Source organism: Mycobacterium sp. IS-1496, assembly GCF_001499995.1.
Taxonomy (GTDB): Bacteria; Actinomycetota; Actinomycetes; order Mycobacteriales; family Mycobacteriaceae; genus Mycobacterium.
In genome coordinates this window covers 374,494-395,029 of sequence record NZ_LQIU01000012.1, presented here as the reverse complement: position 1 = coordinate 395,029, position 20,536 = coordinate 374,494, and the positions used below count along the sequence as shown (strand labels likewise).

The following is a 20,536-nucleotide window of genomic DNA, read 5'->3' as shown; positions in this document are numbered from 1 at the left end:
CTGGAAAACACCGGCCGAAGCCCTCAACCAACTACTGTCCAACCCACCAGCTGTTGCATCGACCGCTTGAAACCGCCGGGCGAAAAATCGCAGTGAGCGCACGTTCGGCGTGAACGTCAGTCGAGCACCCGCGCGGTCGGCGTGAACACCACCGGCATCGACTCCGGACCGCTGACGAAGTTGGCCGGCCGCAGTGGGACGGCGGCGTCGTCGGCCAGCCGCAGATCGGGCAGCCGCTGCAACACCCTGGTGAGCATCAGCCGCAGCTCCAACCGCGCCAGCTGATTGCCCAGGCAGAAGTGGGTGCCGAACCCGAATGCCACGTGGCTGTTGGGATGTCGATCGATCCGGAAGCTGTCCGGATCACCGAACACCGACTCGTCGAAGTTGGCCGACTCGAACATCAACATGATCTTCTCGCCCGATTTCAGCTCCGTGCCGTGGAACTCGGTGTCGGCAGTGAGTGTGCGGCACATGTTCTTCACCGGCGACGTCCAGCGCAGCATCTCCTCGATCGCACCCGGGAGCAGCTCGACATCCGCCACGAGACGCTCCCACTGATCGCGATGCCGCAGGATCTGCTCGGTCCCCCCGGACAGGGTGTGCCGGGTCGTCTCGTCGCCGCCGATCAGGATGAGCAGCGTCTCGAAGACGATCTCGTCGTCGGTCATCCGCGAACCCTCGACCTCCGCGTTGACGAGCACGGAGAACAGGTCGTCGGTCGGTTCGGCCCGCCGCTTGGCGATCACGTCCATGGTGAACGCCGTGTACGCGGCGAACGTGTCCATCAACTTCTGGATCACCGTCTCGTCGACGTGGGAACTCAAGCCGCAGACCAGGTCGTCGGACCAGGTGAGCAGCATCTCACGCTCTTGTGGCAGCACGCCCAGCATGTCGCCGATCACGGCCATCGGCAGCGGTGCGGCGATGTCGCGGACGAAGTCGCATTCGCCCCGTTCGCACACCGCGTCGATCAGCATGTCGCACAGCCGCTCGATCGAGGGCACCTTGTCCATCACCCGCTTCCGGGTGAACCCGGAGTTGACGAGCTTGCGGCGCAACAGGTGCGCGGGGTCGTCCATGTCGATCATGTACGGCATCCCCGGCTGGTCGGGCCGGATGCCGCCGGTCGAGGAGAACAGCTCCGGATTGCGTTCGGCGTCGAGAACGGCCTGATACGTCGTGGCCGCCGCCAGGCCGTTGCGGTCGCGGAACACCGGCTGATTGGCCCGCATCCAGCGGTACGCCTCGCGCGCCGCCGGCCCGTCGGCGTAGAACGTGCCGTCGGTCAGATCGACGTCCGGCTTGGTGCTCAACGTCTGCGTCATCGAATCTCCTGTGCGTCACCGAATGTCATCTCGACATTGGCAGACGCCTGGCTCGCGAAGGCCCGTTTCGGCAAACCGAGTGCGGCGAGTTCGCGCGCGTATGGGTGGTCACCGAGCCGCAGCCGTGCACCGCCCAGCCGCACCGACATCCCGCTGTTGCGCATCTCCCAGGGGATCTCCCGCAGCACACCGTCGGCACAGCTGTACGTCTTGAGCACTTGCGGGCGGGCGGTGAGCGCCGACGGGATCGGCACGCCGCGGGCGAACTCGATGCCGGCGATGAGCGACCCCTTCTCGCTGACCTCGAAGTCGAATCGCGGTGTCTCGCGCACGGTGAAATCGGCCATGATCTTCGGGAAGCCCCAGATGCGGCGGCCGGCCTCCAGCGTGAAGGACTGGTCGACGGGCAGGTGGTGGATGAACGCCGCCGCGGACGCCAGCGCACCCGGCCCCTTCGCGTTCGAACCCGGCGGGTTGACCATGACGGCGGTGCCGAATTCGTGGTACTTGCCGAGGTCGCCGTCGACGTAGCGCACCAGCATGAGCATGGTGACCGCCCGGCCGGGCAGGTATTCGCACACCCGCAGACCGGTGTAGTCGATCATCCGCTGGGCGGCAGGCGCGGCGACCGAGAACATCGCGACGTGGGTGTTGGCTTGGCGGATGCGCACCGGCATGGTGAGCACCGTGTCCTGGATCGTGTGCTGCGAGACCGTATCCGTCATCCGGTCAATCTAGAACGTGTTCTAGACAGGTCGCAAGAAGTGTCTACACGAGCTCGGCGAGTTCCCGGACCTGCTCGGCCGAGCGTGCGCTGACCACCATCATCGTCACACCGGCGGCTTCCCAGAGCTTGATCTGCTCTCGCACGTGGTCGATGTCGCCGACGATCGCGGCGTCGTCGACCAGTTCGTCCGGAATGACCTTGGCGGCTTCGTCTTTACGGTTGCTGCGGAACAGCTTGGTGACGTCGTCGACCACCTCGGCGTAACCCATCCGCCGGTAGACGTCGGCGTGGAAGTTGGTGTCCTCGGCACCCATGCCGCCCATGTACAGCGCGAGGAACGGCTTCATCATCTCGAAGGTGGCGGGCCGGTCGTCGGTGATGACGACCTGTGCGGTCGCGCAGATCTCGAAGTCCTCGCGGCTGCGCCGGGCGCCCGGGCGGGCGAACCCCTCGTCGAGCCACGCGTTGTAGGTGTCGGCCATGCGCGGGGTGTAGAAGATCGGCAGCCATCCGTCGCAGATCTCGGCGGCCAGCGCGACGTTCTTCGGCCCTTCGGCACCCAGCATGATCGGGATGTCGGACCGCAGGGGATGGGTGATCGGCTTGAGCGCCTTGCCCAGCCCGGTGGTGCCCTCCCCGCTCAGCGGCAGCGGATAGTGCGGGCCGTCGCTGGTCACCGGGGCCTCACGCGCCCACACCTGGCGCAGGATGTTCACGTACTCGCGTGTGCGGGCCAGTGGCTTCGGGAAGCGCTGCCCATACCAGCCCTCGACGACCTGCGGCCCGGACACCCCGAGGCCGAGGATGTGGCGCCCACCCGACAGGTGGTCGAGCGTCAAGGCCGCCATCGCGCAGGCGGTGGGTGTGCGCGCGGAGAGCTGGATGACCGAGGTGCCCAGCCGCATGCGCTGCGTCGACGACCCCAGCCAGGCCAGCGGCGTATAGGCGTCCGAACCCCATGCCTCCGCGGTGAAGACCGTGTCGAACCCCGCCTCCTCGGCCGCCGCGACGAGTTCGGCGTGGTTGGTCGGCGGCTGTGCGCCCCAATATCCGAGCTGGAGTCCGAGCTTCATCGCGTTGCCTTCCCTAGCCTGCCTAGACGGTCCCTTGAAACCATAGTTAGAACCTGTTCTACTTTGTCCTGTGACCGCCAGCCAAAGCAGCCCGGCGCTGATCGAGACGCATGAACCGCCCCTCTCGGCGCCATTGAAGTTGTCCTTCGACTACACCCGTTCGGTCGGCCCACTCCTCGGCCAGTTCTTCACCGCGCTGCGCGAGAAGCGCATCGTCGGCGTGCGGGGCTCTGACGGACGCGTACACGTGCCGCCTGCCGAATACGACCCGGTGACCTACGAACGGTTGACGGAGATCGTACCGGTGGCCGGTGTCGGCACCGTGGTGTCATGGACGTGGCAGCCCGAACCGCTCGAGGGCCAGCCGCTGCAGCATCCGTTCGCGTGGGCGCTGATCAAACTCGACGGCGCCGACATCCCCCTGCTGCACGCGGTCGACGCCGGCGAGGCGGACAAGATCAGCGCCGGCACGCGGGTGCACGCGCACTGGGTGGACGAGCCTGTCGGCGCGATCACCGACATCGCCTACTTCGCGCTCGGTGAGGATGCGGAACCCGAGGGCGAGCCGTCTGAGAAGGATCCGGTGACGATGCTCGTGGTGCCGAGCGCCATCGAGATCCAGCACACCGCGTCGGCGCCGGAGAGCACCTTCCTGCGGGCCCTGCAGGAGGGCAAGCTGCTGGGCGCTCGCACCGGTAAGGACGGCAAGCTGTATTTCCCGCCGCGCGAAGCGGATCCGGCCACCGGCCGGCCCACCACGGAGTTCGTCGAATTGCCCGACCGCGGCACCGTCACGACGTTCGCGATCATCAACATCCCGTTCGCCGGCCAGCGCATCAAACCGCCGTATGTGGCCGCTTACGTGCTGCTCGACGGTGCCGACATCCCGTTCCTGCATCTGGTCACCGAGATCGAGGCCGACCAAGTGCGGATGGGCATGCGGGTGGAGGCGGTGTGGAAGCCCCGCGAGGAGTGGGGGCTGGGCATCGACAACATCAGCCATTTCCGGCCGACGGGCGAGCCCGACGCCGAGTACGACACCTACAAGCATCACCTCTGAGGAATCCGAGCCATGACAGACATTGCAGTGGTGGGCTTCGCGCACGCACCACACGTGCGCCGCACCGACGGCACCACCAACGGCGTCGAGATGCTGATGCCGTGCTTCGCCGAACTCTACGAAGATCTCGGCATCACGAAGGCCGACATCGGCTTCTGGTGCTCCGGGTCGTCGGATTACCTTGCCGGACGCGCCTTCTCGTTCATCTCCGCGATCGACTCCATCGGTGCTGTCCCGCCGATCAACGAGTCGCACGTGGAGATGGACGCCGCGTGGGCGCTCTACGAGGCGTACATCAAGATCCTCACCGGCGAGGTGGAGACCGCGCTGGTGTACGGCTTCGGCAAGTCGAGCGCCGGCACGCTGCGCCGCGTGCTGGCACTGCAGACGGACCCGTACACCGTGGCGCCGCTGTGGCCGGACTCGGTGTCGATCGCCGGTCTGCAGGCGCGGCTCGGACTGGACGCCGGGAAGTGGACCGCCGAGCAGATGGCCCAGGTGGCACTGGATTCGTTCGCCGCGGCGGGGCGCACCGATTCCGAGAAGCCCGCGAAGAGCATCGAGGAACTGCTCGAGCGGCCCTACTTCGCGGACCCCCTGCGGCGCCACGACATCGCCCCGATCACCGACGGCGCGTCGGCGATCGTGCTGGCCGCCGGTGACCGGGCCCGCGAGCTTCGCGAGAACCCCGCGTGGATCACCGGCTTCGAGCACCGCATCGAGACGCCGATCCTGGGTGCCCGGAATCTGACCACGTCACCCTCGACCGCCGCCTCGGCTCAGGCGGCCACCGGCGGGGACACCGCGTCCATCGACGTCGCGGAGATCTACGCGCCGTTCACCCATCAGCACCTGATCCTCAAAGAGGCCATCGGGCTGTCGGATTCGACGATGGTCAATCCGTCCGGCGGTCCGCTGGCGGCCAATCCGATGTTCTCGGCCGGCCTGGAGCGGATCGGTTTCGCGGCCCGCCACATCTTCGACGGCTCCGCGCAGCGGGTCCTCGCACACGCCACCAGCGGCCCTGCGCTGCAACAGAATCTGGTCGCGGTCCTCGAGGGAAGGGACGGCAAGAACTGATGGCAAAGAACATGGCAGCGGTGCTGGGCACCGGACAGACCAAGTACGTCGCCAAACGCCAGGACGTGTCGATGAACGGTCTCGTGCGCGAGGCCATCGACCGGGCGCTGGCCGACGCGGGCGCCACGATGGACGACATCGACGCGGTGGTGCTCGGTAAGGCGCCGGACTTCTTCGAGGGCGTCATGATGCCCGAGCTGTTCCTCACCGACGCCGTCGGCGCCACCAACAAGCCGATGATCCGCGTGCACACCGCCGGATCGGTCGGCGGCTCGACCGCGGTGGTGGCGGCCAGCCTGGTGCAGTCCGGCAAGTACCGCCGCGTGCTGGCCATGGCGTGGGAGAAGCAGTCCGAATCGAACGCCATGTGGGCGTTGAGCATTCCGGTGCCGTTCACCAAGCCGGTCGGCGCGGGCGCAGGCGGCTACTTCGCACCGCACGTGCGCGCCTACATCCGCCGTTCGGGCGCCCCGACGCACATCGGGGCCATGGTCGCCGTCAAGGACCGGCTCAACGGCGCCAAGAACCCGCTGGCCCACCTTCATCAGCCCGACATCACGCTGGAGAAGGTGCTGGGTTCCCAGATGCTGTGGGACCCGATCCGCTTCGACGAGACCTGCCCGTCGTCCGACGGTGCCTGCGCGCTGGTGATCGGCGACGAGGAGACCGCGGATCGCCGCGTCGGCGAGGGGCATCCGGTGGCGTGGATCCACGCCACCGCGCTGCGCACCGAGCCGTTGGCTTACGCGGGCCGCGACCAGGTGAATCCGCAGGCCGGCCGGGACGCCGCCAAGGCGTTGTGGGCGGCGGCCGGGATCAGCAGCCCGATCGACGAGATCGACGTCGCCGAGATCTACGTCCCGTTCTCCTGGTTCGAACCGATGTGGTTGGAGAACCTCGGCTTCGCCGCCGAAGGTGAGGGCTGGAAGCTCACCGAGGCCGGTGAGACGGCGATCGGCGGCCGGCTGCCGGTGAACCCGTCCGGCGGTGTGCTGTCGTCGAATCCGATCGGCGCGTCGGGGATGATCCGCTTCGCCGAGGCCGCGATCCAGGTGATGGGACAGGCCGGTGAACATCAGGTGGAGGGTGCCCGCAAGGCCCTCGGTCACGCGTACGGCGGTGGCTCGCAGTACTACTCGATGTGGGTGGTGAGCTCCGACAAACGGACGCAGTCGTGACCATGAAGTACACCGTCAGCATCGCGATGGGCCCGATCGACGAGCTCACCGAGCTCGCCACATGCGCCGAAGAGGTCGGCTTCGACGCCATCGCGCTGCCGGATTCGCTGTTCTACATGGAGAAGCAGGCGGCGGACTATCCCTACACGCCCGACGGTTCGCGGATGTGGAACGCCGACACACCGTGGGTGGACCCGCTGATCGCGGCCGCGGCGATGGGGGCGGTCACCTCGACGCTGCGGTTCTACACCAACGTGATGAAACTCGGGTCGCGCAACCCGCTGCTACTGGCCCGCCAGGTCGGGTCGGTGGCGAACCTGACGCACAACCGGTTCGGCTTCGGCGTCGGGATCGGCTGGGCACCCGAGGAATTCGAGTGGTGTGGCGTGCCGTTCGCGAAGCGCGGCAAGCGGGTGGACGAGATGATCGAGGTCATCAGACTGGTCCTGGCCGGCGGCATGGTCGAATTCCACGGCGAGTTCTTCGACTTCGACCGGCTGCAGATGAGCCCGCCGCCGTCGGAACCGGTGCCGTTCTACGTGGGCGGCCACACCGACGTCGCACTGAAGCGGGCGGCGCGGGTGGGTGACGGCTGGACCAGCGCCATGATGACCGGTGCACAACTGGCCGAGACGATCGGTAAGCTCAACGATCTGCGTGCCGAGTTCGGCCGGGACGGGGAACCGTTCGAGTTCCAGGCGGTGTGCATCGACAAGTTCGGTCTCGACGGCCACCGCGAGCTGGCCGAGGCCGGTGTCACCGACAACATCGTGATCCCGTGGATGTTCGACGGCCTGGGTTTCGATGCGCCGCTGGAGAAGAAGAAGGATTCGATGAAGCGGTTCGCCGACACCTACATCCATTCGGGCTGGCAGCGCTAGACAACCGTCGTCTCGGTGAGTTGAGCACTCAGCGCGTCAGGCGGCCTACCGCAGTGGCGGCGAGGCCGAAGACCATGCGTTTGCCGCGCTTCGCGGCGTCGGCGAGCGCACTGTGCCGGTACGGCTTCAGCGTCACCTCGTCGCCGACGCCGACCACACCACCGGTGTCGACCCAGCAGTAGCTACCCAGGCAGCGGTCCGCCCGGTCGGCGACCGCTCTGGTGATCCGGCGGTCGACCTCCAGACCGGGCTGCGCCCGGCTGGGAACCACACAGCGGATGGTCGGCATGGTCACCTCGAGCACCGTTCCACCGAGCATCAGGTGCCCACCTGTCCAGTGCGACTCCGGGAGTCCGTCGCCGGAGTCGTCGGCGGCCAGCAGCACATTGGGGCGGAAGCGACGGACGTCGACCTCGGCCTCGCCGATCGCGGCGCCGATGGTCGCCAGGCTGGCCGTGGTCATCACGTGGACGGGCGCCAGGTCGACGAACATGCCGGGCGGCGTCGAGTAGCGGGCGAACATCGTCAGGTCCGCGATCCGCATCATCGATAAGTTGGGCAGGCGCTCGCCGTCGGCGATCCCGAAATCGGAGCGCATCGAGGCGATCGGCGAGTGGTTGCGGTCCGTCAGGCCCAGGCGGTGCAGGCTGGTGTCGGATGCCGGCGGCAACGCGGTCAGGCGCATCTCACGACCGGCCAGGTCGGACAGTTTGGCGTGAACGGCGGCGTCGTCGGAGCGCAACACCGTGCCGTCGGGGAACGTGATCTCGACGTCGGGGACCCGACCGGGGCCGGCGTCGGGAGGGGGCGGTGCGCAGTAGCGTGCGGTCGCCTTCAGCAGCGCCGGTACCCGGCGGGCGGTCGCGGTGATGTCCCGTTCGACGTCGCGCACCGCCCACAACCGGTCGCCGTGAACCCCGCGCGGGCCGAATTCCCCCTGCTCGAGGGCCTCGCCGCCGAGGGATTTGACCGGATATCGCCACATCCCGGCGACCTGACCGACTCGCATCCCGCAACCGTACGGCCAACGACGGCCCGGTGGCAGGGCCCGGGCCGATCTCTGTTCAGAACCCCCGATGACGGGGTATGCCCCAGGTCACGCGCCAATCATTGCGAGACCAGCGGAGAAAACTGTAACGTGTTCTAGTTAGAGGGCTCGATATCGAGGCCAGGACTTTGGAGGCGCCCAGGTGAGTACCGACACCGCACACAGCGGCATTCGCGAGATCGACACCGGAACCCTGCCCGACCGCTTCGCCAGGGGCTGGCACTGCCTCGGCCCGGTGACGGACTACCTCGACGGCAAACCGCACTCGGTCGAGGCGTTCGGCACCAAACTCGTGGTGTTCGCCGACTCGAAGGGCGACGTCAAGATCCTCGACGGCTACTGCAGGCACATGGGCGGTGACCTGTCCCAGGGCACCGTCAAGGGCGACGAGGTCGCCTGCCCCTTCCACGACTGGCGCTGGGGCGGCGACGGCAAGTGCAAGCTCGTGCCCTACGCCAAGCGGACACCGCGACTGGCCCGCACCCGCGCGTGGACCACCGACGTGCGCAGCGGTCTGCTCTTCGTCTGGCACGACCACGAGGGCAACCCGCCGCCCCCCGAGGTGCGCATCCCCGAGATCCCGGAGTTCGCCAGCGATGAGTGGACCGACTGGCGGTGGAACTCGATCCTGATCGAGGGCGCCAACTGCCGCGAGATCATCGACAACGTCACCGACATGGCGCACTTCTTCTACATCCACTTCGGGCTGCCGACGTACTTCAAGAACGTCTTCGAAGGCCACATCGCCAGCCAGTACCTGCACAACGTGGGCCGGCGCGACGTCAACGACATGGGCACCACCTACGGTGAGGCACACCTCGATTCTGAGGCGTCGTACTTCGGGCCGTCGTTCATGATCAACTGGCTGCACAACAACTACGGCGGCTACAAAGCCGAGTCCATCCTGATCAACTGCCACTATCCGGTCACGCAGGATTCGTTCGTGCTGCAGTGGGGCGTGATCGTCGAGAAGCCCAAGGGTATGGACGAGAAGATGACCGACAAGCTGTCGCGAACCTTCACCGACGGCGTCAGCAAGGGGTTCCTGCAAGACGTCGAGATCTGGAAGCACAAGACGCGTATCGACAACCCGCTGCTGGTCGAAGAGGACGGCGCGGTCTACCAACTGCGCCGCTGGTATCAGCAGTTCTACGTCGACGCCGCCGATGTGACCCCGGAGATGACCGACCGCTTCGAGATCGAGGTCGACACCACCGCGGCCAACGAGTACTGGAACACCGAGGTCCAGGAGAATCTCGCGCGCCGCGATGGCGAGAAAGCCGAACAGCCGACGTCATGACCTCACCGGAGGAGCAGGACGCCGAGGTCGACCGGCTGGCCCGGTCGATGCTCCTGCTGCACGGCGGCCACGACGACGACGATCACGACCACCCTGCGCCCTCCCCCGGCGGCCGCAGGAGTTGGTCGAAGGCGCCGAGCTTCGCCGACGACGAGGAACGGGCGGCGGCCGTGCGCGAGGCGACGCGCCAGGACCGCGAGCGTTACCTCAATTCCGGCCTGGTGGAGGTCGACTGCCGGTTCTGCCACGTCTCGGTGAAGGTCAAGAAGCTGGGGCGCGGCCACACCTCGGTGCAGTGGAACTCCGAGGCGTCGCAGCGGTGCGCGCACTTCTCCGAGATTCGCGAGGCGGGTGGGCAGCCGGCCAGGACCAAGTCCTGCCCGAGACTGGCCGACAGCATCAAACACGCTGTCGCGGAAGGGTGCCTGGAGGAGAGTTCCACCGCCCCCTCCCCCGGCGACGGCTGACCCGCCACCTTCCGCCCAAACGAACAAACGGGCGGGAAAGTGCGAGAAGAACTGGCCATTTCGTCGATCTCGGCGCGTTACAGACCCGCGAAGCGCTCCTTGACCTGTTCGGCGGTCAACCCGTAGTCGGCCAGCGAGTAGGTGTGCTTCGGTGCGCGAGGGCCCTGTCGACTCTCCTCGTGGGTCTTCGTCATCGCGTCGCGCGCCGCATCGGTGAACTCGATACCGAAATTGCGGTAGATGTCCTCGACGACGCTGATCGGATCCTTGATCAGCGCGAAGTAGTCGAGGTCGTAGAACTGTGCCGGATCATGCTTGGCGCGTTCGGCGTTGAACAACTCCAGACCGCGCGACCACGTCTCCATCGAGTCGGCGCCGATGACGTCGCCGACGAACGTGTTCGACCAGCCTTCGGTGGTGTGCTGGGCCAGAGAGCACATGGACGCCATGATCGTCTCGGCCGGGCGGTGGCACTGCACCACGAGCGCGTCCGGATATGTCGCGAACAACGCGTCCAGCGCGAACAGGTGGCTGGGATTCTTGAGCACCCAACGCTTCTCGCGGTCGTTGAGCCCGATGAGCTGGAGGTTGCGCCGGTGCCGCTGGTAGGGCTTCGTCCAGTCCTGGCGCGCCAGCCACTGCGAGTAGGTGGGCACGTGAGCCAGTGTCTCGTAGGACACCGAATGCAGCGACTGCCGCAGCAGCTGCCAGCACTCCTCGACTTCGTCGGCCGTCATGAAGTGCAGCCCGGTGTAGTCCGGGTTCTCCTCGTGCGCCTTGGTGAATTGCGCATCGAGTTGCTGGAAGACAGGGTTCTGCGCCCAGGTCTCGCGCGGTGGGCGTGGTTGCGGGAATTCGGCCAGCCACAGCTCCAGACCCTGATGCCGCGGATCGGCGGCCAGTAGCCGGTGCACGGCCGTGGTGCCGGTACGCGGCAGTCCGGTGACGAAGATCGGCCGCTCGATGGCCACATCGGCGTGTTCGGGGTACTGCTTGAACGCCGCCTCGGAGACCAGACGGGCGACAAGCGCATTGCGGACGAAGAACCGCTGCATCTTGCTGCCGAACTCGGTGAGGTCGGCATCGCGTCGGTAGGACTCGAGAAGCACGCCGAGGGCCTCCCGGTAGTTGTCGTCGTCGGAGCCGAAATCGTCCAGACCGCAGGCCTTCACGGCCGACGCGTGCAGATCCTCGACCGTGCCCACATCTGTTCTCGGAGTGTGTGCGCTCATCGTCAGGCCTTGTACTCCCCGCAGTTGACGTCCAGTGTCTGCCCGGTGATCCCGCTGGACAGATCGCTGGCCATGAACAGGATCGCCGACGCCACCTCGTCCTCGGTGGGCAACCGCTTGAGGTCGGACGCCGCCGCGGTCGCCCGGTAGATCTCGTCGACGGTCGTCCCGTACTTGCCGGCCTGGTGGTTGAAGTAGCTCTTGAGGGTGTCGCCCCAGATGTATCCGGGAGCCACCGAATTCACCCGGATGCCCTGCTCACCGAGTTCGGTGGCCAGCGTCTGTGACATCGCGAGCAGCGCCGACTTGGCCATCTTGTAGGCGCCGTATTTGGCCTGGGAGTGGCGCACCACCATCGAGTTGACGTTGACGACGGACCCGTTGGCCGCGGCCAGCGCCGGGGTGAACGCCTGCACCATGCGCAGCGCGCCGAATACCGTCAGCTCGATGGCGTCGCGCATGTGCTCGAACGTGGTGTTGGCGAACGGTTTCATCGACGGCACGCGGAACGCGTTGTTGATCAGGACGTCGACCTTGCCGTATGCCTCGAGCGACTTCTCGACGAGCTCGTGCACCTGCGCTTCGTCGGTGATGTCGGTGCCCACCGACACCGCCCGCCGTCCGAGGCCGGCGATCTGCGCGGCGACGTCCTCCAGCCGCTCGACCGTCCGTGCGGCGAGCACCAGGTCAGCGCCTTCTTCGGCGCAACGCCGCGCCAGTGTGGTACCGAGCGCGGGTCCGACGCCGCTGATGACGACGACCTTGTCCCGCAGGAGTCCCAACGCCATCTCAACCCACCATTCTTTCGCCGATCTGCCTCTGGCGCAGAGCGATTCGTGCGCGCCAGTCTTCGTCCGAGATCTTGTTGGATTCGTAGTGGGGCAGCGCCGCGGCGACCTCGTCGACGTCGACCAGTTCCACCGTGGGCCCGTCGGCGGGCGTCAGTTCGCGAGACACCCGCTGCCAGCGGAACTGCAGGAATCCCCTGCGATGGCCGAGTGTCTCCACCCAGTTCGTCACCCCGGGGTTCTGTTCGGAGACGACGATGCGGATCTTGTCGTCCGGATCCGCCTGCGCCTGAGTCCCGTTCAGCGACGTCTGGTGGTTGATGTAGTCCAGGGAGATGTACCACAGGCTGCCGAGCTGGAAGCCGAGGTAGGGCGCATCGGTGACCGGCAGGGTGATGACCAGCGCCTGGTGCTCGGCGAGGTCGAACTGTCCGGCGGACGAGTACTGGGTCGCGAGGCCGCCGGGGGTGAGCCTGGGCGACACCATGGTGTTGGGCGGGGTGTCGTTGTAGAACCACTGCGGGAACTGCAGCCAGGTCTTGACGCGCTGGACGAGTTGCTTTCCCGCGACGGCGTACCGCTTCTCGATGAGCTCGCGGGTCAGCGGCGGCGGCGCGGTGCCCGCGGTGTCGGTGCGCGCTATCGCGAAGGTGCCGCGCTGGGCGGACCAGTCGTTGTAGACCTCGCGGATGACCAACTGCGACGGCACCTCGGGAGTGAAGCGCCACTCGAACGTGCCGTCGGCGGCGATGTCGAGCTTGCGGTCGTCGAACGCCGTCTCGCTGTCCGGGACCACCTCGTCGGTGTACTCCCCGCCGAGCAGCTGGAAGCTGACGTCGGTGGTGGTGCCCCGCTTTCCGGTGACCACGTATTCGTGGCCCGGCTGCACCCGGGTGCCGAAGTAGAGGGTGTCGGGGTTGTCGAGGCCCATCTTCGTGAACGGGCCGGTGCCGCTGTGCAGGAACGGATGGTCGCGGTCGTAGTCGAACGCCACGTGCGTGCACGCGGCGATACAGCCCGCGAGGTACTGCAGTCCCTCGAGCAGATCGTCCTCGGAGTCGATGAACGGGGCGGCGGCGACGAGCTTCTCGGCTTCGGCGATCGCCTCGGCCAGCGGTGCGGTGAACACGACTCGAAACTAGAACGTGTTCTCGTCGCCGTCAACGGTCCGACGCAAACTGCTGTTCCATATTTGTACCGAGAAGGTACATTTCTGACGTGTCCACGGATCCCGCCGCCGGCCGCCGGTCTCCGCCCACCCAGCGGGTCGTCGCGGTTCTCGACTTTCTCGCGCGCCATCCCCACGAACGTTTCGGCCTGTCCGACCTGGCGCGGCGGCTGGAGCTGAGCAAGCCGACGTGCCTCGGCATTGTCAGCACCCTCGCCGATGCCGGCTACCTCGTGCGCGACGCTCAGGACAAGTCCTACCGGTTGGGGCCGGCGTTGATCGCACTCGGTCACACCGCTCAGGAGTCGATGCGCGTCAGCCCGGCCGCTCGCGACGAACTGCGCCGCCTGTGCGCGGCCGCCGGGACCACAGCGGCGCTCTCGGCGGTGGTCGACGACCGTATCACCGTGCTCGACCTGGTGGCGCCGCACTCGGAACCCCCGCCCGTGCACGTGGGCCAGAGTTACCCGTTCGCCCCGCCTGTCGGATTGATGTTCGTGCTGTGGGATGACGCCGCGGTGGCCGGGTGGCTGGCCAAGCAACCGACGATCCCGCTGCGCACCGACGGCGACCGGCTCGACCGGGTGATCGCCGAGTGCCGGGCCGACGGCTACCTGGTGGAACGGCAGACGCCGGCCGGACAACGGTTGTATGCGTTGATGGCCGGGATGTCGAGCACGCTGCCGCACGAATTGCGCGCCCTGCTCGGGGAGATGGTCTCCGATATCGGCGAGCGGGTGTACCTGCGCAGTGAGAACACCGCCGCCGAGGCCCGTCAGCGGCACGACATCAGCGTGATCTCGGCACCCGTGTTCGACCAGCACCGTCGTCAGGCGATGGTGGTGTCCCTGCACGTCGGGCGGTCGCTGAGCGCCACGGAGATCGCCCGGCGCGCACGGCGGGTGGTGTCCACCGCGGACGCCGTCACCCGCCAGCTCGGCGGCGCCAAACCCTCCTGGTAGGAGCCGATTTCGAGGCGCGGTGTTTTTCATCGCAAGGTGTCGGGTATCCGAATCGGCTTCGGGGGGTCTTCAAGCCGGACCGTCGAACGTCGACGGTCGGACGTGAACAACGAGTCGACGCGCGCCGCCGCAGTGTGGTGCCGTCAAGGAGGAGTTCATCAATGAAGATCAAGACACTCGCGGCGACGTCCGCGATGGCCGGTGCGCTCGGTTTCGCCGCCATGGGCATCGGCACCGGGCTCGCGCAGGCCGAACCGAACGGTCCCAAGCCGAATCCGCCGGTGCCCGGCGATGACGTGTGGCTCCCCGGTGACCCGCCGGGGCACAACCCGTTCGGGCCGCCCGGGCGGGTGATGAACGCACCGGAAGCCGTTGACGGCGTTCCGAACTGGCTCAACGGCGTGCCGCCGGGCCACTGGGACGATCCGGCCTACTTCGGTATCCCGACGACGTGGTTGCCGCCGGGCATCCCGAATCTGCCCGCACCGCTGCCGGTCGTGTTCAACCCGGACGCGACGGCGTGGGGTGTGTGGGTCAACGACGGCCGGTTCATCCCGCTTCCGCGGTAACCTACGGCCCCTCAGTCAGCCGCCCTGCGTTCGCGCAGGGCGGCTGCCTGCGTGGGCAGCGCGCCCTCAGCTGACCGCGGCGAGCGCGAACGGCAGCACCTCGGGGGCCCCGGCCGCGCGGACCACCCGCGCGGCCATCGTGAGGGTCCAACCAGTGTCGGCGACATCGTCGACGAGCAGCACTGGACCGGCCACGTCGAGCGCCGGCGTCTCCCACGAATCCACAAGCGCCGCAACGCGGTACGCGGAATTCGCCGCTGTCACCGGCCGTCGCCCCGGTCGGTATTGCAGGGTGCCGAGGTCGGTGAGCCGACCGAGTTCGGCAAGCCGGCGCGCCAGCGACCGGATCAGCATCGGACGGGTGTCGGAATCCATCGCCAGCACCGCGACCGGACGCTGCTGCCAGCCCCATGCGGCCAGCACGTCGATGGCGGCGCGTACCACGTCATCGGAGACCTCACCGTCGGGTTCGTCGAGCACCCTGCGCAACCGGGCGCCCCAGCCCAGATCGGTGAGCCTGCCGATCACCCGGCCGGTCGCAGGGCCGTCGTGGATGCGGCCGCTGAGGTCGAGTCCCAGCTTGGCCAGCCCGGACGGCCACTGCTTGCGTGGGCTGAGCTCGACGCCGGGACGCATCAGCCGCTTACGGGTGTCCTCGGCCGCGGCCGTGTCCACCGCGCCGGACAGGCGGGTGCCGGTGCAGTTGTCGCACCGGCCGCACCGGTCGCCTTCGCGCAGTTGCGGATCGTCGAGTTGACGGCGCAGGAACGCCATCCGGCACCCTTCGGTGCTCTGGTAGTCGAGCATCGCCTGCTGTTCGCGGCGTCGCGCCTCGTCGAGTTTGCGGTAGCGCGGTTCGTCATAGCTCCACGGCCGACCGGTGCTGACCCAGCCGCCCTTGACCCGCCGCACCGCCCCGTCGACGTCGAGCACCTTGAGCACCATCTCCAGCCGGCTGCGGTTGAGGTCGACGAGCGGTTCGAGCGCCGGCGTGGACTGCGGCCGGTCCGTCTCGAGTGCGTCGATCACGTTGCGCACCATCACTTCCGACGGGAACGCGACGGAGGCGAAATACCGCCAGACCTCCTGATCCTCGCGGCCGGGCAGCAGGACGACCTCGGCGCTCGACGTGGCACGGCCGGCACGCCCGACCTGCTGGTAGTAGGCAATCGGTGAGGACGGCGCCCCGAGATGCACCACGAAGCCGAGGTCGGGTTTGTCGAACCCCATGCCGAGCGACGAGGTGGCGACCAGCGCCTTGACCCGGTTGGCCAGCAGGTCGGCCTCGAGTTGTTCGCGCTCGGTCGGGTCGGTGGAACCCGTGTAGGCGGCGACGGGGTGACCGTGTTCGCGCAGCAGCGCGGCGATGTCGTGGGCCTGGGCGACGGTGAGGGTGTAGACGATTCCCGAACCCGGCAGCTCGCCGAGGTGCTCGGCGATCCACGCGGCCCGCTGCGCGGGGTTCCCCGCCTGAACCACCGACAGCCGGAGGGATTCGCGGTCGAGCCCGCCACGGAGCACCAGCGTGTCGCGTCCGCCCACCCCGAGCTGGGCGGCCACGTCGTCGACCACGCGATCGTTCGCGGTGGCGGTGGTGGCCAACACCGGGATGTCCTGGCCCAACTCCGCGATGAGGGTGCGGATTCTGCGGTAGTCGGGCCGGAAATCGTGCCCCCAGTCCGACACGCAGTGGGCCTCGTCCACCACGACCAGACCGGCGTCGGCCGCCAGCGCGGGCAGCACGCTGTCCCGGAAGTCCGGATTGTTGAGCCGTTCCGGACTGACCAGCAGGACGTCGAGGTCGCCGCCCTGCACCCGGGCGTGGATGTCCTCCCACTCGGCGACGTTCCCGGAGTTGATGGTGGCCGCCCGCACGCCGGCCCGCTCGGCGGCGGCGACCTGGTTGCGCATCAACGCCAGCAGCGGGGAGACGATCACCGTCGGCCCCCGGCCCGCGGCGCGCAGCAATCTGGCGGAGATGAAGTACACCGCCGACTTACCCCAGCCGGTGCGCTGCACGACGAGCGCCTGGCGGCGGTGGACCACCAGCGCCTCGATCGCGGTCCACTGGTCGTCGCGCAGGGTGGCCTGCGGTCCGGCGAGTTGTTCGAGCAGCACCTGGGCTTCGTCGCGTGTCGCCATGGCACCATCGTGCCTTCCGGGTCCGACTACCGGATGACGAGCCAGATGGCGGCGAAGTGGCAGAGCGCCGCGGCCGCGGTGAACGCGTGGAAGAACTCGTGGTGGGCGAACGTAGCCGGCCACGGATTGGGCCAGCGGGCGCCGTAGAAGACCGCGCCGATGTTGTAGAGCGCCGCGCCGGCGACCAGCAGCGCGACGACGGTGAACCCGGCGCCGATCAACAACGCCTCGGCGAACAGCAGCGCGACATAGCCGAGCATCAGATAGAGGGGTACGCCCACCCAGCGCGGCGCGGACGGCCACAGCATCTTCAGTGCGACACCTGCCGCGGCTCCCGTCCACACGATGACCAGTGCCTGCAGCCCGATGTCCGGCGGCAGTGCCAGCACCGCGAACGGCGTGTAGGTCGCGGCGATGAACACGAAGATCACCGAATGGTCGATCCGCATCATCCACTTCTCGGCGACCGCGGATGTCCAGCGCACCCGGTGGTACACCGCGCTGACGGTGAACATCGCGACGATCGCGATGGCGTAGATCAGCGCCGCCCAGCCCGCCCGTGACGCCCCTGTCCCGGCGAACGCCACCGGCACCAGCGCCGCACACGCCACGACCGCCACAGCGGCCGAGACGAGATGTATCAGGCCTCGTGCCCTGGGCTTGTCGATGACGTCCACTGGGCCGCAGCGTACCGCTGCCACCGCGCGACAGGGCGGTGCAGCGCCGTGCGCGATCACGCCTTGGCGGCGGCGCCGTCCATCTCGCGCTTGATCTCCAGCGCGATGTCGATGAGCTGGTCCTCCTGGCCCCCGATGAGCTTGCGCTGACCGGCCCGGTGCAGCAGCTGATGCGCGGGCACCCCGTAGCGTTCGGACTGGCGGATGGCGTGTTTGAGGAAGCTCGAGTAGACACCCGAGTAGCCCATGATCAGTGCGTTGCGGTCCAACAGGCACTCGGCGGGCATTGCCGGTGCGACGACTTCCTCGGCGGCGTCGGCGATGTCGAAGAAGTCGATGCCCGTCTTGACGCCGATCTTGTCGAACACCCCGATCAGCGCCTCGACCGGCGCGTTGCCCGCCCCGGCGCCGAAGCGGCGGCACGATCCGTCGATCTGCTTGGCCCCGGCACGCACCGCCTCGATCGAATTGGCCACGCCCAGACCGAGATTCTCGTGGCCGTGGAACCCGACTTGAGCATCGTCGCCGAGTTCGGCCACGAGTGCGGCGACCCGGTCGCGCACGCCCTCGAGCACCAGCGCACCCGCGGAGTCGACGACATAGACGCACTGGCATCCGGCGTCGGCCATGATGCGGGCCTGTTCTGCGAGCTTCTCGGGCGGGATGGTGTGGCTCATCATCAGGAAGCCGACGGTCTCCAGGCCCAGTTCGCGGGCCAGACCGAAGTGCTGGATCGACACGTCGGCCTCGGTACAGTGGGTCGCGATGCGGCAGATGGAACCGCCGTTGTTCTGCGCCTCCTTGATGTCCTCCTTGGTGCCCACTCCGGGCAGCATGAGGAAGGCGATCTTGGCTTCCTTGGCGGTCTCGGCCGCCAGCTTGATCAGTTCCTGCTCAGGGGTTTTCGAGAAGCCGTAGTTGAAGCTCGAGCCGCCGAGGCCGTCACCGTGCGTCACCTCGATGACCGGCACGCCCGCGGTGTCGAGCGCGGCGACGATGGCCCCCACCTCGTCCTTGGTGAACTGGTGCCGTTTGTGGTGCGAACCGTCGCGCAGCGACGTGTCCGTCATCCGGACGTCCCAGATCGGGTTGAAGTAGATGTCCTGGGTGCTCATGCCTGTGCACCTCCTGCCAAAGAGAGGGATTCCTTTGCGATTTCCTCGCCGACCTTGGCCGCTGCCGCGGTCATGATGTCGAGGTTGCCCGCGTACGGCGGCAGGTAGTCGCCTGCGCCTTCGACCTCCACGAAGGTGGTCACCACGGCCTGCCCGCCGGAGTTGATCGACGGGTCGTCGAACTGCGGATCGTTGAGCAGGCGGTAGCCGGGCACGTACGTCTGGACCTCGGCGACGACGTCGCGGATCGACCGGGCGATCGCGTCGCGGTCGGCGTCCTCGGGGATGGCGCAGAAGATGGTGTCGCGCATGATCATCGGCGGATCAGCGGGGTTGAGGATGATGATCGCCTTACCGCGCCGTGCACCCCCGATCGTCTCGACGCCCTTGCTCGTCGTCTTGGTGAACTCGTCGATGTTGGCCCGGGTGCCCGGCCCCGCCGAACTCGACGACACCGAGGCGACGATCTCGGCGTAGGGCACGGTGCCGCCCTGTTCGGTGACCGCGCGGGAGACGGCGTAGACGATCGGGATGGTGGCCTGACCACCGCAGGTGATCATGTTGACGTTCGGGGCGTCGAGGTGCTCACGAAGGTTGGCCGGCGGGATCACCGCCGGGCCAACCGCCGCCGGGGTGAGGTCGATGGCGCGGATCCCCGCCTCCTCGTAGCGCGGTGCCGCCGCCCTGTGCACATAGGCGCTGGTGGCCTCGAACACCAGATCGGGCTTCTCGTCCTGAGCCAGTAGCCAGTCCACGCCCTCGTGCGAGGTCTCCAAGCCGAATTTGCGTGCGCGCGCGAGCCCCTCGGACTCGGGATCGATGCCGATCATCCAGCGCGGTTCGAGGTATTCCGAGCGCTGCAGCTTGTAGAGCAGATCGGTGCTGATGTTGCCGGACCCGACGATCGCGACCTGAAGCTTCCCCGGCATATGACTCTCCCTATTCGAAACTGAGCTGTACTGAACCTAACCCGGCGAAGTCGGCCACGAAATGGCTGCCGGCAGGTGCATCTATCGCACGCGTGCACGAGCCGGGCAACACGATGTCGCCGGCCTTCAGGCGGACGCCGAAACTCTCGACCTTGCGGGCCAACCACGCCACCGCGGTGACCGGATTACCCAGCACCGCATCGCTGCGACCCTCGGCCACCGTCTCACCGTTGTTGGTCAGCACGGCGTCGATCGACTTGATGTCGATGTCCTTGGGCGACACCCGCGCCTCGCCGAGCACCCAGCCCGCGGACGAGGCGTTGTCGGCGATCGTGTCGCAGAGTTTGATCTTCCAGTCGGTGATCCGGGTGTCGATCAACTCGATCGCGGGAGCGAAGGCCGCGGTGGCCGCGAGGACGTCCTCCTCGGTGCAGCCCGCACCCGGCAGGTCGTCGGCGAGGATGAAGCCGACCTCGACCTCGACGCGGGGATAGAGATAGTTGGCGCTCTTGACCGGCTTGTCCTCGTACACCTGCATGTCGTCGAGCAGATGGCCGTAATCGGGTTCGTCGACGCCCATCATCTTCTGCATCGCCTCCGAGGAGAGGCCGACCTTGTGGCCGATCACCCGGGCGCCTTCGGCGACCTTCTGGCGGATGTTGATCAACTGGATCTCGTAGGCGTCGACGACGTCGATGTCGGGCTGACCGTCTGTCAGGGGAGTGATCGGGACCCGGCTGCGCTCGGCTTGGGCGAGATCAGCGGCAAGCTGCGCACGGACCGCGGAACTGAGCATGTAGGTGAAGTCCCCT

At 67.6% G+C, this 20,536-nt stretch carries 20 protein-coding genes; 8 read left to right on the top strand and 12 right to left on the bottom strand.

From position 1 onward, the window contains the following. Positions 1-116 precede the first annotated feature (116 nt). From AU195_RS09405 to AU195_RS09395, 3 genes are read right to left on the bottom strand one after another with little or no spacing between them, the layout of a single operon-like run. Complete coding sequence (locus AU195_RS09405) at positions 117-1,316, bottom strand: cytochrome P450 (protein WP_172800528.1); 1,200 nt, start codon at positions 1,314-1,316, stop codon at positions 117-119. Between the two features lie 8 nt (positions 1,317-1,324). After that, on the bottom strand, positions 1,325-2,053 hold the full coding sequence (locus AU195_RS09400; protein ID WP_059158760.1) for an acetoacetate decarboxylase family protein: 729 nt from the start codon (positions 2,051-2,053) through the stop codon (positions 1,325-1,327). A gap of 43 nt (positions 2,054-2,096) precedes the next feature. Further along, entirely contained in the window at positions 2,097-3,128 is a 1,032-nt protein-coding gene (locus AU195_RS09395) for an LLM class F420-dependent oxidoreductase (RefSeq protein WP_059158759.1), read from the bottom strand. 70 nt (positions 3,129-3,198) lie between these two features. On the opposite strand from AU195_RS09395, the gene AU195_RS09390 reads away from it, so the two are divergent. From AU195_RS09390 to AU195_RS09375, 4 genes are read left to right on the top strand one after another with little or no spacing between them, the layout of a single operon-like run. Beyond that, positions 3,199-4,188 (top strand): Zn-ribbon domain-containing OB-fold protein, encoded by a 990-nt coding sequence (locus AU195_RS09390; protein ID WP_059158758.1) that lies wholly within the window; start codon positions 3,199-3,201, stop codon positions 4,186-4,188. A gap of 12 nt (positions 4,189-4,200) precedes the next feature. Beyond that, a complete protein-coding gene (locus AU195_RS09385) occupies positions 4,201-5,268 on the top strand; it encodes a thiolase family protein (protein WP_059158757.1) in 1,068 nt (355 codons plus the stop codon). Then, on the top strand, positions 5,268-6,446 hold the full coding sequence (locus AU195_RS09380) for a thiolase family protein (RefSeq protein ID WP_059158756.1): 1,179 nt from the start codon (positions 5,268-5,270) through the stop codon (positions 6,444-6,446). Before AU195_RS09385 ends, AU195_RS09380 begins: the two co-directional genes overlap by 1 nt. A 2-nt stretch (positions 6,447-6,448) precedes the next feature. Beyond that, complete coding sequence (locus AU195_RS09375) at positions 6,449-7,327, top strand: TIGR03619 family F420-dependent LLM class oxidoreductase (RefSeq protein ID WP_059158755.1); 879 nt, start codon at positions 6,449-6,451, stop codon at positions 7,325-7,327. A gap of 28 nt (positions 7,328-7,355) precedes the next feature. Here the strand turns inward: AU195_RS09375 and AU195_RS09370 are convergent, their stop codons facing one another. Beyond that, positions 7,356-8,336, bottom strand: a complete 981-nt coding sequence (locus tag AU195_RS09370; RefSeq protein WP_286149166.1) for an MOSC domain-containing protein — start codon at positions 8,334-8,336, stop codon at positions 7,356-7,358. A 181-nt stretch (positions 8,337-8,517) separates the two neighbouring features. On the opposite strand from AU195_RS09370, the gene AU195_RS09365 reads away from it, so the two are divergent. After that, complete coding sequence (locus tag AU195_RS09365) at positions 8,518-9,675, top strand: 3-ketosteroid-9-alpha-monooxygenase, oxygenase component (protein ID WP_059158754.1); 1,158 nt, start codon at positions 8,518-8,520, stop codon at positions 9,673-9,675. Then, complete coding sequence (locus AU195_RS09360) at positions 9,672-10,142, top strand: hypothetical protein (protein WP_059158753.1); 471 nt, start codon at positions 9,672-9,674, stop codon at positions 10,140-10,142. The genes AU195_RS09365 and AU195_RS09360 overlap by 4 nt, the downstream gene beginning before the upstream one ends. Positions 10,143-10,219: 77 nt before the next feature. Here the strand turns inward: AU195_RS09360 and AU195_RS09355 are convergent, their stop codons facing one another. The 3 genes from AU195_RS09355 to AU195_RS09345 are packed head-to-tail and all read right to left on the bottom strand — an operon-like array spanning position 10,220 to position 13,291. After that, positions 10,220-11,374 carry a sulfotransferase family protein gene (locus AU195_RS09355; protein WP_059158752.1) on the bottom strand — a complete coding sequence of 385 codons (1,155 nt, stop codon included), beginning with the start codon at positions 11,372-11,374 and terminating at the stop codon, positions 10,220-10,222. Between the two features lie 2 nt (positions 11,375-11,376). Then, entirely contained in the window at positions 11,377-12,162 is a 786-nt protein-coding gene (locus AU195_RS09350; RefSeq protein ID WP_059158751.1) for an SDR family oxidoreductase, read from the bottom strand. A gap of 1 nt (position 12,163) precedes the next feature. After that, positions 12,164-13,291 carry a hypothetical protein gene (locus tag AU195_RS09345; protein ID WP_059158750.1) on the bottom strand — a complete coding sequence of 376 codons (1,128 nt, stop codon included), beginning with the start codon at positions 13,289-13,291 and terminating at the stop codon, positions 12,164-12,166. Between the two features lie 89 nt (positions 13,292-13,380). Between AU195_RS09345 and AU195_RS09340 the strand changes: the two genes are divergently transcribed. Both AU195_RS09340 and AU195_RS09335 read left to right on the top strand, forming a co-directional pair. After that, positions 13,381-14,292, top strand: coding sequence for an IclR family transcriptional regulator (locus tag AU195_RS09340; protein WP_059158749.1), 912 nt, complete (start codon positions 13,381-13,383; stop codon positions 14,290-14,292). Positions 14,293-14,453: 161 nt separating this feature from the next. After that, positions 14,454-14,861 carry a hypothetical protein gene (locus AU195_RS09335; protein ID WP_059158748.1) on the top strand — a complete coding sequence of 136 codons (408 nt, stop codon included), beginning with the start codon at positions 14,454-14,456 and terminating at the stop codon, positions 14,859-14,861. 66 nt (positions 14,862-14,927) lie between these two features. On the opposite strand, the gene AU195_RS09330 is transcribed toward AU195_RS09335, so the two are convergent. The 5 genes from AU195_RS09330 to AU195_RS09310 are packed head-to-tail and all read right to left on the bottom strand — an operon-like array spanning position 14,928 to position 20,520. After that, positions 14,928-17,003, bottom strand: a complete 2,076-nt coding sequence (locus AU195_RS09330) for a RecQ family ATP-dependent DNA helicase (RefSeq protein WP_059158747.1) — start codon at positions 17,001-17,003, stop codon at positions 14,928-14,930. Positions 17,004-17,029: 26 nt separating this feature from the next. After that, positions 17,030-17,704, bottom strand: a complete 675-nt coding sequence (gene trhA, locus AU195_RS09325; protein WP_234789246.1) for a PAQR family membrane homeostasis protein TrhA — start codon at positions 17,702-17,704, stop codon at positions 17,030-17,032. A 32-nt stretch (positions 17,705-17,736) separates the two neighbouring features. After that, positions 17,737-18,795, bottom strand: coding sequence for a 4-hydroxy-2-oxovalerate aldolase (gene dmpG / locus AU195_RS09320; protein WP_059158746.1), 1,059 nt, complete (start codon positions 18,793-18,795; stop codon positions 17,737-17,739). Further along, complete coding sequence (locus tag AU195_RS09315; protein WP_059158745.1) at positions 18,792-19,724, bottom strand: acetaldehyde dehydrogenase (acetylating); 933 nt, start codon at positions 19,722-19,724, stop codon at positions 18,792-18,794. The genes dmpG and AU195_RS09315 overlap by 4 nt, the downstream gene beginning before the upstream one ends. Before the next feature lie 10 nt (positions 19,725-19,734). Next, positions 19,735-20,520 carry a 2-keto-4-pentenoate hydratase gene (locus tag AU195_RS09310; protein WP_059158744.1) on the bottom strand — a complete coding sequence of 262 codons (786 nt, stop codon included), beginning with the start codon at positions 20,518-20,520 and terminating at the stop codon, positions 19,735-19,737. Positions 20,521-20,536 lie beyond the last annotated feature (16 nt).